The organism is Streptomyces deserti (assembly GCF_054782695.1).
In genome coordinates this window covers 75,129-89,621 of the sequence record NZ_BAAGRZ010000020.1, presented here as the reverse complement: position 1 = coordinate 89,621, position 14,493 = coordinate 75,129, and the positions used below count along the sequence as shown (strand labels likewise).

Annotated in this window: 8 protein-coding genes; 6 read left to right on the top strand and 2 right to left on the bottom strand. The window is 71.2% G+C overall.

From position 1 onward, the window contains the following. The first annotated feature begins 3 nt into the window (after positions 1–3). Together ACYVMZ_RS27545 and hflX are read left to right on the top strand one after the other, a co-directional pair. Entirely contained in the window at positions 4–1,491 is a 1,488-nt protein-coding gene (locus tag ACYVMZ_RS27545; RefSeq protein ID WP_461084232.1) for a M1 family metallopeptidase, read from the top strand. A 177-nt stretch (positions 1,492–1,668) separates the two neighbouring features. Further along, entirely contained in the window at positions 1,669–3,162 is a 1,494-nt protein-coding gene (hflX, locus tag ACYVMZ_RS27540; RefSeq protein ID WP_461084230.1) for a GTPase HflX, read from the top strand. A 102-nt stretch (positions 3,163–3,264) separates the two neighbouring features. Here hflX and ACYVMZ_RS27535 read toward each other — a convergent pair whose 3' ends face one another. After that, complete coding sequence (locus ACYVMZ_RS27535; RefSeq protein WP_461084228.1) at positions 3,265–4,473, bottom strand: trypsin-like serine peptidase; 1,209 nt, start codon at positions 4,471–4,473, stop codon at positions 3,265–3,267. 248 nt (positions 4,474–4,721) lie between these two features. Further along, positions 4,722–5,948 (bottom strand): trypsin-like serine peptidase, encoded by a 1,227-nt coding sequence (locus ACYVMZ_RS27530; protein WP_461084226.1) that lies wholly within the window; start codon positions 5,946–5,948, stop codon positions 4,722–4,724. Positions 5,949–6,653: 705 nt separating this feature from the next. On the opposite strand from ACYVMZ_RS27530, the gene ACYVMZ_RS27525 reads away from it, so the two are divergent. The 4 genes from ACYVMZ_RS27525 (at position 6,654) to ACYVMZ_RS27510 (ending at position 14,287) form a co-directional block, all read left to right on the top strand. Then, complete coding sequence (locus ACYVMZ_RS27525) at positions 6,654–8,273, top strand: diaminobutyrate--2-oxoglutarate transaminase family protein (RefSeq protein ID WP_461084224.1); 1,620 nt, start codon at positions 6,654–6,656, stop codon at positions 8,271–8,273. Positions 8,274–8,452: 179 nt separating this feature from the next. Next, positions 8,453–10,777, top strand: coding sequence for an IucA/IucC family protein (locus ACYVMZ_RS27520; protein WP_461084222.1), 2,325 nt, complete (start codon positions 8,453–8,455; stop codon positions 10,775–10,777). A gap of 84 nt (positions 10,778–10,861) precedes the next feature. Then, the gene (locus ACYVMZ_RS27515; RefSeq protein ID WP_461084220.1) at positions 10,862–11,785 is read left to right on the top strand and encodes a GNAT family N-acetyltransferase; all 924 of its coding nucleotides are present in this window, start codon (positions 10,862–10,864) and stop codon (positions 11,783–11,785) included. 525 nt (positions 11,786–12,310) lie between these two features. Next, positions 12,311–14,287, top strand: coding sequence for an ATP-dependent DNA helicase (locus tag ACYVMZ_RS27510; RefSeq protein ID WP_461084218.1), 1,977 nt, complete (start codon positions 12,311–12,313; stop codon positions 14,285–14,287). The last annotated feature ends 206 nt before the right edge of the window (positions 14,288–14,493 follow it).

Genomic DNA, 14,493 nt, shown 5'->3' with positions numbered 1-14,493 from the left:
GGCATGCTGCTCACCCCCCACACTCGGGCCCTCCCGACCCAGGGCCCCCGCGCCCGCCGCCGGCGGACGGCAGTGGCGCTGCTCGCCTCCGCCGTCTCCGTCTGCCTGGTCGCCGCGAGCGCGCCCGCGGTCCCGCTCGGCGTCGGCGACCGCCTCTTCCCGTACCTGGGCAACCCCGGATACGACGTGGCCTCGTACGACCTCGCCTTCAACTACCCCGGCACCAACACCGAGCCCCTCCGGGCCGTCACCACGATCGACGCCTGGGCGACCACCGACCTGGACCGCGTCAACCTCGACTTCGCCCACGGCACGGTCCACTCGGTCGAGGTCGACGGCGCGCCGGCCGCGTTCAGCAGCGCCGGCGAGGACTTGGTGGTCACGCCCGAGGACTCGGTCTCCGAAGGCGACTGGATGCGGATCACCGTGCGGCACACCAGCGGCCCCGGACCCGCGAAGGGCCGCGAGGGCGGCTGGGTGCGCACCGCCGACGGCCTCGCCATGGCCAACCAGGCCGACGCCGCCCACCTGGTGTTCCCGTGCAACGACCACCCCTCCGACAAGGCGCTGTTCACCATCCGGGTCACCGCACCCGACGGCCACACGGCCGTCGCCAACGGCCTGCCGACCGACGTGGACAGGTCCGGCGGCACGACCACCTGGACGTACCGCACCCGGCACCCCATGGCCACCGAACTCGCCCAGGTGTCCATCGGCCGCTCCACGGTCCTGCGCCGCACCGGCCCGCACGGGCTGCCCCTGCGGGACGTCGTGCCGACCAAGCACCGCGCCGCGCTCGAACCGTGGCTGAAGAAGACCCCCGACCAGATCGCCTGGATGGAGGCCAAGGTCGGCACCTACCCCTTCGAGACGTACGGCCTGCTCATGGTCGACGCCTCCACCGGGTTCGCACTCGAGACGCAGACGCTGTCGCTCTTCGAGCGGCAGATGTTCACCGAGCCCACCTACCCCCGGTGGTACGTGGAGTCGATCATGGTGCACGAGCTGGCCCACCAGTGGTTCGGCAACAGCGTCAGCCCCCGCAACTGGTCCGACCTGTGGCTCAACGAAGGACACGCCACCTGGTACGAGGCCCTGTACGCGGAGGAGAAGGCGGGCGAGTCGCTACAGGCGCGCATGAAGGCCGCCTACGGCGCCTCCGACCGCTGGCGTGCGGCCGGCGGGCCGCCCGCGGCTCCCAAGGCGCCCAAGCCGGGCCAGAAGATGGGCATCTTCCGGCCGAACGTCTACGACGGCGCGGCGCTCGTGCTCTACGCCCTGCGGCAGGAGATCGGCCGCTCCGCCTTCGAGCGCCTGGAGCGGGCCTGGGTCACCCTCCACCGGGACGGCACGGCCACGACGGGTGACTTCGTCAGACTCGCCTCCGCCGTCTCCGGACGCGACCTGGGCGGTTTCTTCCAGGGCTGGCTGTACGGCGAGAAGACCCCGCCGATGCCCGGCCACCCGGACTGGAAGCCGGTCGCCCGATAACCCGGTGACGAGACGGCCCGTGCCGTGCGACCATCGTCAGGTCGGCGCGGCACGGGACACGGGAATCTCCCGGGGTACTCGTGCGTTGTGGACAATGACGGATCAGCTCCGACGTGCTGAGGCATCCGAAGCTCCCTCCGTCGCCGCAGAACGGTTTCCCATCGACGTAAGGACCCAATGACCTCCTCTTCTTCCCCTTCCCAGGACACCAAGCGCCTCGCGCACACCTACCCCGAGGGTCTTCGGGCCGATGCCCTGATGGAAGAGGACGTCGCCTGGAGCCCCGAGATCGACGGAGAGTGGGACGGCGACCAGCTCGGCCGCTCCGAGCGCGCGGCTCTGCGCCGCGTCGCGGGCCTCTCCACCGAGCTCGAGGACGTCACCGAGGTCGAGTACCGCCAGCTCCGCCTGGAGCGGGTCGTGCTCGTCGGCGTGTGGACCTCGGGAACCGTGCAGGACGCGGAGAACTCCCTCGCGGAGCTCGCCGCCCTCGCGGAGACCGCGGGCGCACTCGTGCTCGACGGCGTGATCCAGCGCCGCGACAAGCCCGACGCGGCGACCTACATCGGCTCCGGCAAGGCCGAGGAACTGCGCGACATCGTCCTCGAAACGGGCGCGGACACCGTCATCTGCGACGGTGAGCTCAGCCCGGGCCAGCTGATCCACCTCGAAGACGTCGTCAAGGTCAAGGTCATCGACCGTACGGCCCTGATCCTGGACATCTTCGCCCAGCACGCCAAGTCCCGAGAGGGCAAGGCGCAGGTCGCGCTCGCGCAGATGCAGTACATGCTGCCGAGGCTGCGCGGCTGGGGTCAGTCGCTGTCCCGCCAGATGGGCGGCGGCAAGGGCGGCGGCCTCGCCACCCGTGGTCCCGGTGAGACCAAGATCGAGACGGACCGGCGCCGGATCCGCGAGAAGATGGCGAAGATGCGCCGGGAGATCGCGGAGATGAAGACCGGCCGCGACATCAAGCGCCAGGAGCGCAAGCGCCACAAGGTGCCCTCCGTCGCCATCGCGGGCTACACCAACGCCGGCAAGTCCTCGCTGCTCAACCGCCTCACGGGCGCGGGCGTGCTGGTCGAGAACGCCCTGTTCGCGACCCTCGACCCGACCGTGCGCCGGGCCGAGACCCCGAGCGGACGGCTGTACACGCTGGCCGACACGGTCGGCTTCGTGCGCCACCTGCCGCACCACCTGGTCGAGGCGTTCCGCTCCACGATGGAGGAGGTCGGCGAGTCCGACCTGATCCTGCACGTGGTGGACGGTTCGCACCCGAACCCGGAGGAGCAGCTGGCCGCCGTGCGCGAGGTGATCAGGGACGTCGGCGCCATCGACGTACCCGAGATCGTGGTGATCAACAAGGCCGATCTGGCCGACCCGCTGACGCTCCAGCGTCTGCTGCGGGTCGAGAAGCACTCGATCGCCGTGTCGGCGCGTACCGGCAAGGGCATCGACGAACTGCTCGCGCTCATCGACAACGAGCTGCCGCGGCCGTCGGTCGAGATCGAGGTGCTCGTGCCGTACACCCACGGCAAGCTGGTCGCCCGTGCCCACGACGAGGGCGAGGTGCTCACCGAGGAGCACACCCCGGAGGGCACGCTGCTCAAGGTGCGGGTGCACGAGGAACTGGCGGCGGAGCTCACGCCGTACGTTCCGGCACCGGTTGCCTGACGGCTCCGTCCGACAGCAGGAGGGCCACAGCAGGAAGGCCCAGCAGGAAGGCCCGCTCCCGTGACACCGGGAGCGGGCCTTCAGCGTGTCAGCGTGTGCGGGTCACTGACCGCCGTACGTCCTGCTCATGTTCTGGTACAGCGCCTCGGCCCCGCGGCCCAGCTGCGGGCCCGCCAACCAGGTGTTGTCGGCCGGGCCGATCGAGGTGTTGGAGACCAGCACCGTCTTGCCGTTCAGCACCCGGAACCAGCCGCCGCCGGACGAGCCGCCGGTCATGGTGCAACCGATGCGGTACATCGTCGGCAGGCTGGGGCTGAGCGAGAGCCGGCCGGGCACGTCGACGCACTTGAACATCTTCAGGCCGTTGTAGGGCGGCGCGGCCGGGTAGCCCCAGGCGCCCATCTTGGCGGCCTCGGCCGCGGACGGGGCGGAGAAGTCGATGTCCAGTGCGGCGCCGACCGTCTCCTCCAGCGACTTGGTGCCCTGCTCCGGCTTCACGTGCAGCACGGCGTAGTCGTACGCCGCTCCGTCGCCGCCGGTCTCCGAGCCGCCCTGGATCCACTCGTTCGACGTCGAGGCCCAGTCCGCCCACCAGTTGCCGTAGGGGGCGATCTCGGCCGGGTTCGCGTTGCCCAGCTCCGCCTCGGACTTGCCGAGGTCGTTGTAGGCCGGCACGAAGACGATGTTGCGGTACCAGCCGCCGTCACCGCCGGCGTGCACGCAGTGACCGGCCGTCCAGACCAGGTTGGACCTGCCCGGGTGGTTGACGTCCTTGATGACCGTGCCGGAGCAGACGGCCGGGCCGTCGGGGGAGTCGAAGAAGACCTTGCCGACCGGGGCCGCGTTCCGGTGGTACGGGGTCTTCTCGGCCGTGGCCCGGACGGGCGCGGGCTCCGGGTCGCTGACGCCCTGGCCTGCCGAGGCGTCCTTCGTCGTGACGGTCTTGTTGGCCTCCTTCGCGGACCGCATCCGCTCCGGCTTCCACAGGCCCTCGATCACCGGGTTGACGAAGTCCTTGGCCTCACTGAGCCACTTGTCCTTGTCCCAGTCCTTCCAGCCGCCGTCCTTCCACTGGTCGACGTCGATGCCGTGCTCCTTGAGCTTGTCGGCGATGTCGGCCGGGAGCTGGACCTTTCCGCCGCCGTTGCCGGCCGCCTGGGAGGCGGTGGCGCCGGCCTTGTCGCTCGCCTTGTCCTCGGTCGAGCCGCCACAGGCGGTGGCGGTGAGCGCCAGGGCGGCGACGAGCCCGGTGGCGGCGAGGACGCTGCGCCGCCCGCGCCTCGGCGCGGCGGGCATACGTGTGGAACGCATGGTGCTATGACCCCCGTTGGAAGGTGCCGGTGTCGTGCTGGGTGTGATGACGGTGCTGTCACGCCGAGTGCCCGTGCGGCTCCTCGTGCGGACACCCCACTATGCCCGTGGAGTCGAGGGCGAACGGCGATGGGGTGGTGAAGGTTTCCGCGCCTTCGTTCGCCACCCCACCGCCGTCGGAGTTCAGCCGGATGCCTGAGTCCAGCCGGATGCCGGAGTCCAGCCGGATGTCGGAGTCCAGCCGGTTGTCACTGGCCGGCGAACTTCTGGCTGACGGCGTCGTAGACGCCCTTGGCCTCCGTGCCCAGCCGCGGGCCGGCCAGCCAGCCCGACGTCACCGGGCCGATCGAGGTGTTGGAGACCAGCGCCGGCTTGCCGTCCGCGCCCGCCGCGACCCAGCCGCCGCCGGACGAACCGGCCGTCATGCTGCAGCCGATGCGGTACATCGTCGGGTCGGAGGCGCTGAGCGACAGCCGTCCCGGCCGGTCCTGGCACCGGTACAGCGTCTGCCCGTCATACGGCTGCGCGGCCGGGTAGCCGATCGCGGTGACGCTCTTCACCTGCGGCACGGCCGGGGCCTTGAAGTCCACCGGCAGCGCCGAACCGACCGTTTCCTCCAGCGACTTGCCGCCGCTGCCCTTCTCCGGCGTCACATGGATGACGGCGAAGTCGTACGGGGCGCCGTCCCCGCCCGTCGCGCCGCCCTGCTCGATCCACTGGTCGGAGGTCTGTGCCCAGTCACCCCACCAGACGCCGTAGGGAGCGACCTCCTCGCGGGTGGCGTTCTGCAGCTCCTCGGCCGACTTGCCCGCGTCGTTGTACGACGGCACGAACGCGATGTTGCGGTACCAGCCGCCCTTCTTGCCCGCGTGCACACAGTGGCCCGCCGTCCACACCAGGTTGGACTTGCCGGGGTGCGCCGGGTCCTTCACGACCGTCGCCGAGCAGACCATCGTGCCCTCGGGGGAGTCGAAGAACACCTTGCCAGCGGTGGGGGCGTTGGCGTGGTACGACGGCGGCACGGCCTGCGCCTGGACCGGCTGCGGCTCCGGGTCGGTCACGCCCTGGTCACCGGAGAGGTCACTGTCGTCGACGCCCTGGTCGTCCGGTTCCTCGGCCTGACGCATGCGGTCCGGGTCCCACAGCCCCTCGATGATCGGGTTGACGAACTCGTTGGCCTCGCGCAGCCAGTCGTCCCTGTCCCAGTTCTTCCAGGCTCCGTTCTTCCACTTGTCGATGTCGATCCCGTGCTCCTTGAGCCGGTCCCTGATGTCGTCCGGGATCTTCAGCTTGCCGTCGTCGGAGGCGGTGGCGGACGCGGAGGCCTCGCCGCCCGCCGCGGCGTCGCCCGACTCGCAGGCGGTGGCGGTGAGCGCGAGCGCCGAGACGAGGGCCACGGCGGTCAGCACGGGGGAGGTACCGCGGCGCGCCGTCCTCCTTCGGCGAGCGGTGGACGACGGCCGTATGGAACGCATGATCTGACTCCCCCTGGTGTGAACGTACTTGGTGCTTCAGCCGTGGTCTCACCTGATCTCACGAGGAGTTCGGGCCGACCTCACGGTGTCCGGGAACGGCATCACACACTATGCGCTCGCTGTGGGGGAGTGCCGACGGAACGGCAACGGTTTCGCTACGGGCTGTCTGAACTGGCAGTTCGTCCGGACAGCTGCCGATTTGACGTCCTGTCGCGTCCGGTCCTGCCGCCTCCGGTCCTGCCGGGGCCCGTTGATGTCGACGGGTCCGCCTGCTGATCCGAGGGGCGCTTGAGCGACCTCGCCGCTCGCGGGGCACGCATGGCCCTGGCCTCCGGTGCCGCGCGGGCTCGGCCCGCAGGCCGGAGACCGTGCGGCTGGCGTTGCCCGGGGCGCACCCCGGCGCGGTGCGGCACCCCTCAACGGTTCATCGCAAGGATCTTGAGGCCACCCGTAACCCGGTGAACGGTCCGCGGTTGGTAGCGGTGGGGGGCTTGCTGTCCGTGGGCGGTCCCCTTGTGCCCCTAGCCATGCGAGACGTCGAACCGACTCGCCTCCGGGGCGGCGGGGAAGACCGTGGGAGGACGGGGAGCCGTGGGTGAATCCACGTATGGGAGGTGTGGTTCCGAGGGGGCCGTGGTGAGGCGTACGTCGGGGCACGCCGTCCCGGGGCGCGCTGTCGGCGAGGCGAGTCCGGGACCGGGAGCCATGCACGACGGGATCCTGCGGCGCCAGTCCGCGCGGGAGTCCGCGGCCCGTACCTACGCCCGCGCCCTGCCGATCGTGCCGGTGCGGGCGCGCGGGCTGACCATCGAGGGTGCGGACGGCCGCCGTTACCTGGACTGTCTCTCGGGCGCTGGAACACTCGCCCTCGGACACAACCACCCGGTCGTGCTGGAGGCGATCCGCAAGGTCATCGACTCGGGCGCACCGCTGCACGTCCTCGACCTGGCGACTCCCGTCAAGGACGCCTTCATCACCGAGCTGTTCCACACCCTGCCTCCCGGACTCGCCGATCGCGCGCGCGTGCAGTTCTGCGGACCGGCCGGCACCGACGCGGTGGAAGCCGCCTGCAAACTCGTCCGAGCCGCGACCGGGCGGACGGTAACGATCGCGTTCACCGGCGCCTACCACGGGATGACCGCAGGAGCACTCGACGCGTCCGGCGACGCCTTCGACGTACGGGTCGCCCGCATGCCCTATCCGCAGGACTACCGTTGCCCGTTCGGCGTCGGGGGAGAGCGCGGGGCCGAACTCGCCGCCCGCTGGACCGAGTCCTTCCTCGACGACCCCAAGTCGGGGGTGCCGCTTCCGGCCGGGATGATCATCGAACCCGTCCAGGGCGAGGGCGGGGTGATCCCGGCGCCCGACGCCTGGCTGCGGCGGATGCGGCAGATCACGGCCGCCCGCTCCATCCCACTGATCGCCGACGAGATCCAGACGGGGGTCGGGCGAACCGGCGCCTTCTGGGCGGTGGAGCACAGTGGCGTCACTCCCGACGTGATGGTGTTGTCCAAGGCCATCGGGGGCAGCCTGCCGCTGGCCGTGGTGGTCTACCGGGACGACCTCGACTTCTGGGAACCGGGCGCCCACACCGGCACGTTCCGCGGGAACCAGCTCGCCATGGCCGCGGGCACGGCGACCCTCGCCTACGTCCGAGAAAACCGCCTCGCCGAACGCGCGGCCACGCTGGGCTCCGGCATGCTGGCCCAACTCCAGGAGCTGGCAACGCAGTTCCCCTGTATCGGCGACGTACGCGGGCGTGGGCTGATGATCGGGATCGAACTGGTGGATCCGGAGGGCGAGCCGGTGGACTCGGGGTGGGGGGCCGACAGCGCGGCAGCCCTTGACCACCTGGGAGGCCGGGCCGGGGGTTGGGGAATTCCCCGGGCTTCCGCTGTCGTGGCCGATGGCCCGGTGGGCCTGTGCTCCGCAGGTCGGTCGGGCCGATCGAGGGCTTCCGGGGCTTCCGCTCGCGCCGCCGACGCGTCGGCGACCCTCGGCGCCGAAGATGCCGGCGCCGGGCTGCCGGTCGCGCCGGGCAGCGCGAGCGGACCTCGTCCCGCCGCCCCCGAACTCGCCGCCGCGGTCCAGCAGGAGTGCCTGCGGCGCGGCCTGATCGTCGAACTCGGCGGCCGTCACACGAGCGTCGTTCGGCTGCTTCCGCCGCTCACCATCACCGACGAGCAGGCAGCCGCGGTGCTCGACCGACTGGCCGACGCGGTCCAGACGGCGGCCCGGGGCCACACCGGCCGCAACCAGCCGCACGAGACGGATCACTCGCGCCACCAGTCCCGAGGCGGCACCACCCGCACCGAGCGGGCGTGATGACCGGCGGCCGATGCGCATCCGCGCCCGTACGTCTCTGCTTCCGCGGAACACCCTCATACATCCCCTCCACTGCGGAACTTCCCCGCGCACACGACACCTGAGTGCACGGTCGGCCTGCCCTCGGCATCAGTCCGACGCGCACCGCACGACCCTGAACCACCCCACGAGGAATCGGCTTGAACACCATCCCCCTCCCCACACCCCACGACAGCGCCTCCACACCGGCTCGCCACTCGGGCGACACACTCGCACCGGGTCGGCCGAAGCCCCTGCCGGTTCCTCACCAGAAGGGAGGGGCGCTGGACGCCGAGCGGCTGCCCGGCACCGCCACCGACCTCCTGGAGCACCCCGACCCGCACACCGCGGCCCAGGCGGCGGCCGTGGAGAACCTGCTGCGCTGCTGGGTGCGCGAGACCAACCTCCCCGCCCCTGACAACGGCCTCCTCCGCATCGCCCTGCCCGCCAGCGGCACCGCCCTGCTCGCCCCTGTCCTCTACTGGTCTGCGACGGGCTGGCACCGCTTCCGTCTCCCGTACCTGGCCGACGCCCCCGACCACGCCCCACCGGCCGACGCGGTCACGGTCGCCGCCCTGCTCACCCGGGAGGCATTCGGCGGGTGGAGCGGTCCGGGCAAGGTTCGGGCGGCGGACGACGCGAATGCCGCAGGGGTGCCGCGGTCGGTGGACCCTGCCGAGACAGCGTGGGCGTCGCGGCCGACCGAGGCCGCCGAGGCGACTGGTGTTCCGACAGGCCTTGACCGGGATTCGGGCCCGGACCCGGAGGTCGCCCTCGACCGGGTCTCCGGCTCCGACCGGGTCTCTGACTCCCACCAGGTCGACCAGGTCTCCGGCTTCGACCGGGACTCTGGCTTCGACCGGGTCTCCGGTCCCGACTCGGACGCCGAGCGTGACTCGGACGCCGAGCGTGACTCGGACGCCGAGCGTGGCTCGGACTCCGAGCGTGGCTCGGACTCCGACCCCAACGTGGGTTTCCGCCCCACCTCAGCCACTACCGTCCCCCCGATCGGCGACGGTGCCGACCTCGTCGCCCGCGTCGCCGATTCCGCCCGCCGCGTCGCCATCTTCCTCAGCGATCGCCGGGACCACCCGGCGGACGGCCCCGACCTCTTCCTCGCCGCGGAACAGGCCCTCGTCCTCGGACACCCGCTGCACCCCACCCCGAAGAGCCGCGAGGGTCTCTCCGAAACCGAAGCCCGGCTGTACTCGCCCGAGCTGCGCGGTTCCTTCCCCCTGCACTGGATGGCTGTCGCTCCCTCCGTACTCGTCACCGACTCCGCCTGGACCGAACGCGGCCGCCCCGTCACCGCGGCCCAGCTCACCGCACGCCTCGCCGGAACCGGACTGCCGCTGCCGGACGGGTACACGGCCCTGCCGCTGCATCCCTGGCAGCTACGCGAGATCCGGCATCGTCCCGAGACCGCGGCCCTGCTGGACACCGGACTACTCCGCGACCTCGGCCCTCACGGCACCCCTTGGCACCCCACCTCCTCCGTACGAACCGTGCACCGGACCGGCGCACCCGCCATGCTCAAGCTGTCGCTGGGACTGCGCATCACCAACTCCCGCCGCGAGAACCTCCGCAAAGAGCTCCACCGAGGTGTCGAGGTCCACCGGCTGCTGCGCACCGGTCTGTCCCAGCAGTGGCGGGCCGCGCACCCGGGCTTCGACATCATTCGTGACCCGGCCTGGATCGCCGTCGACGGGCCGGAAGGCGAGCCCGTGTACGGACTCGACGTGGTGATCCGGCACAACCCGTTCAGCCCCTCGGACGACGTTTCCTGCCTCGCCGGCTTGGTCTCGCCGCGCCCGTACACCCGACTCGGCACCGCCGGAGCCCTCCCGGACACGCACGGACCGGCCATGCGGCCCAGGCTGGTCGAGATCGTCACGCGCCTCGCCGCCCGGACCGGCCGACCTCGTGGCGCCGTGGCCGCCGAGTGGTTCATGCGGTACCTCGAGCAAGTCGTGCGTCCCGTGCTGTGGCTGGACGGGGAGGCCGGCATCGCACTGGAGGCCCACCAGCAGAACACCCTCCTCTTGCTGGACGCCGACGGCTGGCCCGCAGGATGTCGCTACCGCGACAACCAGGGCTACTACTTCCGCGAGTCCCGCCGCGCGGAACTCGACGCCAGGCTGCCCGGCATCGGCGAGCACAGCGACACCTTCGTCTCCGACGAAGTCACCGACGAGCGCTTCAGCTACTACCTCGCGATCAACAACGTGCTCGGCCTCATCGGCGCGTTCGGCTCTCAGGGCCTGGCCGACGAACGCCTGCTCCTAGCCGCCTTCCGGCGATTCCTCGGCGACGTCGCCTCCGGCCCGACCCGGCTGCGCACCTCGCTGCCCGCCCGTCTGCTCGACTCACCCGTCCTGCGCTGCAAGGCCAACCTGCTGACCCGGCTGCACGGCCTCGACGAACTCGTCGGCCCGGTCGACACCCAGTCCGTCTACGTCACCATCGCCAACCCCCTGCACTCCTGACCGCCCCCAGCGGCACCAACTCCCTTCAACTCCCTTCATCCCCGAGGAGCATGCCCCATCCCGCCTCCTGAGAGGAGCGTCGCCGTGCCTCCCACCGACGCGAGCGCCGAGACCGGAGCCGCAGCCCCCACCACCAGCGTCGACACGGATACCCCAGCCGCCTCGGGCCCCGGTAGGGCCGAGGCCGACCCGGACCCGAGCAGCGGTGGGGACACGAGCGGAGCGGGAACCGGGCCCGGAGCACACGCGGACGGTGAGGACACGCTCGAACTGCGCCTGCCCGACGAGCTCGTCGCCCTCTTCGCGGAGGAAGAGTCCGGCTCCCGTTCCGGGAAGGGCGCCACCGGCACTGGCGGAGAACGGAGGCCGCCCCACGGCACGGCGCAGCCCGTCGGGGCCACCCTCACCAGCGGTACCTCTGTCGTCCCGAGCGATGACGACCTGCTCGACGGCGTCGCAGACTGGGGGCCGACCGACACACCTGCCGGCGTGTTCCACCTCGTCCCCGTACGCCTCGAACGGGACCTCCCGCTCGTCAGCCGCTGGATGAACGACCCCGCCGTCTCGGCGTTCTGGGAGCTGTCAGGTCCGCAGCGCGTGACCGAGGACCATGTGCGCGCTCAGCTCGCCGGGGACGGACGCAGCGTCCCGTGCATCGGTGTGCTGGACGGCACGCCGATGAGCTACTGGGAGATCTACCGGGCGGACCTCGATCCGCTTGCTCGCCACTATCCCGCCCGACCTCATGACACCGGAATCCACCTCCTCATCGGTGCGGTCGCCGACCGTGGACGAGGCCTCGGCAGCACCCTGCTCAGATCCGTCGCTGATCTCGCGCTCGACAGGAGACCCGCCTGCGCTCGCGTCGTCGCGGAACCCGACCTTCGCAACATCCCCTCCATGGCCGCCTTCCTACGCGCTGGTTTCCGGTGCTCCGCCGAGGTCGACCTGCCCGCCAAGCAGGCCGCCCTCATGGTCCGAGACCGGTCCCTGCGCCATGTGCTGTAGCGATGTGTCACATCGCTTTCACATTGGGTACACCGCTCGCGCCGCTCCGGTTCCCACTCCCGGCGCACCGATTTCTTCCGCCGCACGGAGTTCTCAGGCCATACCGATTCCCAGGCGGGGGCCGGAGGCGCGGGTGGCGCCCCAACTCGAAACCACCGTGCCCCGAACCGAACCTGGTCTCGGCCGAAGCCGAACCGGTGTCAGCCGAAGCCGAGCGCTTCTCAGCCCGAGCCGAGCCAGCCTCAGCCGATGCCGAACCCGCCTCAGCCGGCACTGATCCCGTCTTAGCCGGAGTCGAACCCGTCCCGGCCCGGCCGAACCGAACCCGTCCCTGCCGAAGCCGAACCCGCCCGGAACCGCTCCCTGCCCCAACCGAACCCATCCCCCCGAACCAATCCCGGCCCGAACCCATCCCCACCCGAACCGATCCGCCCTCTCAGCCGAGGAGCCCCCCGTCTTGATCACATCCCTCGTCCCCGCCGTGATCGCCCGTTTGTCAGTGCTGGGTCGTAGGGTGGTCGCGCTATGACGAAGCCCTCACTCCCCGAACTCCTGCACGCTGCCGTCACTGCCGTCGGCGGTACGGAGCGCCCCGGCCAGGTGGCCATGGCCGAAGCCGTCGCGGAGGCGATCGACGACGGATCCCATCTGCTGGTCCAGGCCGGCACCGGCACCGGAAAGTCGCTGGGTTACCTGGTGCCGGCGCTCGCACACGGGGAGCGTGTCATCGTCGCGACCGCCACTCTGGCCCTGCAGCGCCAGCTCGTGGAGCGCGACCTGCCACGCACGGTGGAGGCGCTGCACCCGCTGCTGCGCCGCCGCCCGGAGTTCGCCATGCTCAAGGGCCGGTCGAACTACCTGTGCCTGCACCGCCTCCACGAGGGCGTCCCGCAGGACGAGGAGGAGGGCCTCTTCGACCAGTTCGAGGCGGCCGCTCCCACCAGCAAACTGGGCCAGGACCTGCTGCGGGTGCGTGACTGGGCCGACGAGACGGAGACCGGAGACCGCGACGACCTCTCGCCCGGCATTTCGGACCGGGCCTGGTCCCAGGTGTCGGTGTCGTCCCGGGAGTGCCTGGGTGCCTCGAAGTGCGCGTACGGCGCCGAGTGCTTCGCCGAGATGGCCCGGGAGCGGGCCAAGCTCTCGGACGTCGTCGTCACCAACCACGCGCTGCTCGCGATCGACGCCATCGAGGGCGCCCCGGTCCTGCCTCAGCACGAGGTGCTGATCGTCGACGAGGCACACGAACTGGTCTCCCGGGTCACCGGCGTCGCCACCGGCGAGCTCACCCCCGGCCAGGTCAACCGCGCGGTGCGCCGCGCCGCGAAGCTCGTGAACGAGAAGGCCGCCGACCAGCTGCAGACCGCCGCCGAGGGCTTCGAGCGGCTGATGGAGCTGGCCCTGCCCGGCCGCCTGGAGGAGATTCCAGAGGACCTCGGCTACGCGCTCATGGCGCTGCGCGACGCCTGCCGCACGGTGATCTCGGCGATCGGCACCACCCGCGACAAGTCCGTGCAGGACGAGGACGCAGTCCGCAAACAGGCTCTGGCCTCTGTGGAGACCATCCACGATGTGGCGGAGCGGATCACGAACGGCTCCGAGTGGGACGTCGTCTGGTACGAGCGTCACGACCGCTTCGGCGCCTCTCTGCGCATCGCCCCCATGTCCGTGTCGGGCCTGCTGCGGGAGAAGCTCTTCGCGGACCGTTCCGTCATCCTGACCTCCGCGACGCTCAAACTGGGCGGCGACTTCAACGGCGTCGGCGCGTCCCTGGGTCTCGCCCCCGAGGGCACCGAGGGTGACGACCTCCCCAAGTGGAAGGGCGTCGACGTCGGCTCGCCCTTCGACTACCGCAAGCAGGGCATCCTGTACGTCGCCAAGCACCTGTCGCGTCCCGCGCGGGACGGCGACCGCGCGGACATGCTGGACGAGCTCACCGAGCTGATCAAGGCCGCAGGCGGCCGTACCCTCGGCCTGTTCTCCTCGATGCGGGCGGCCCAGCTGGCCGCCGAGGAACTGCGTTCCCGCATCCCGGAGTTCCCGATCCTCCTCCAGGGCGAGGAGACGCTCGGCGAGTTGATCAAGAACTTCGCCGCCGATCCGAAGACGTGTCTCTTCGGCACCCTGTCGCTCTGGCAGGGCGTCGACGTCCCCGGACCCAGCTGCCAGCTGGTCGTCATGGACAAGATCCCGTTCCCGCGTCCCGACGATCCCCTGATGAGCGCCCGCCAGAAGGCCGTGGAGGACGCGGGTGGCAACGGCTTCATGGCGGTCGCCGCGACCCACGCGGCGCTGCTCATGGCCCAGGGCGCCGGCCGTCTCGTACGGGCGTCGGGGGACCGCGGCGTGGTCGCCGTACTGGACCAGCGGCTGGCGACGGCCCGGTACGGGAGCTACCTGAAGGCGTCACTGCCGGACTTCTGGTTCACCACGGACCGTAACCAGGTCCGGAAGTCGCTGGCCGCGATCGACGCGGCGGCGCAACAGGCGGAAGCGAAGTGATCGCGGGTTGGCCTGTCGCGCGCCGCGACAGGCCAACCCGCGATCGGGATCACTCGGAATCGGGGCCTGGGCAGCACCGGGATCCGGAATCCGGACCGCACAGGGCCCAAAACCGGCACAGCACGGGCCCGGAACCGGGACCGGCACAGCACAGGGCCCCGGAACCGGCGCAGGGGTCCCGGGGCCCGGTCAAGGGCGGGGCGGGG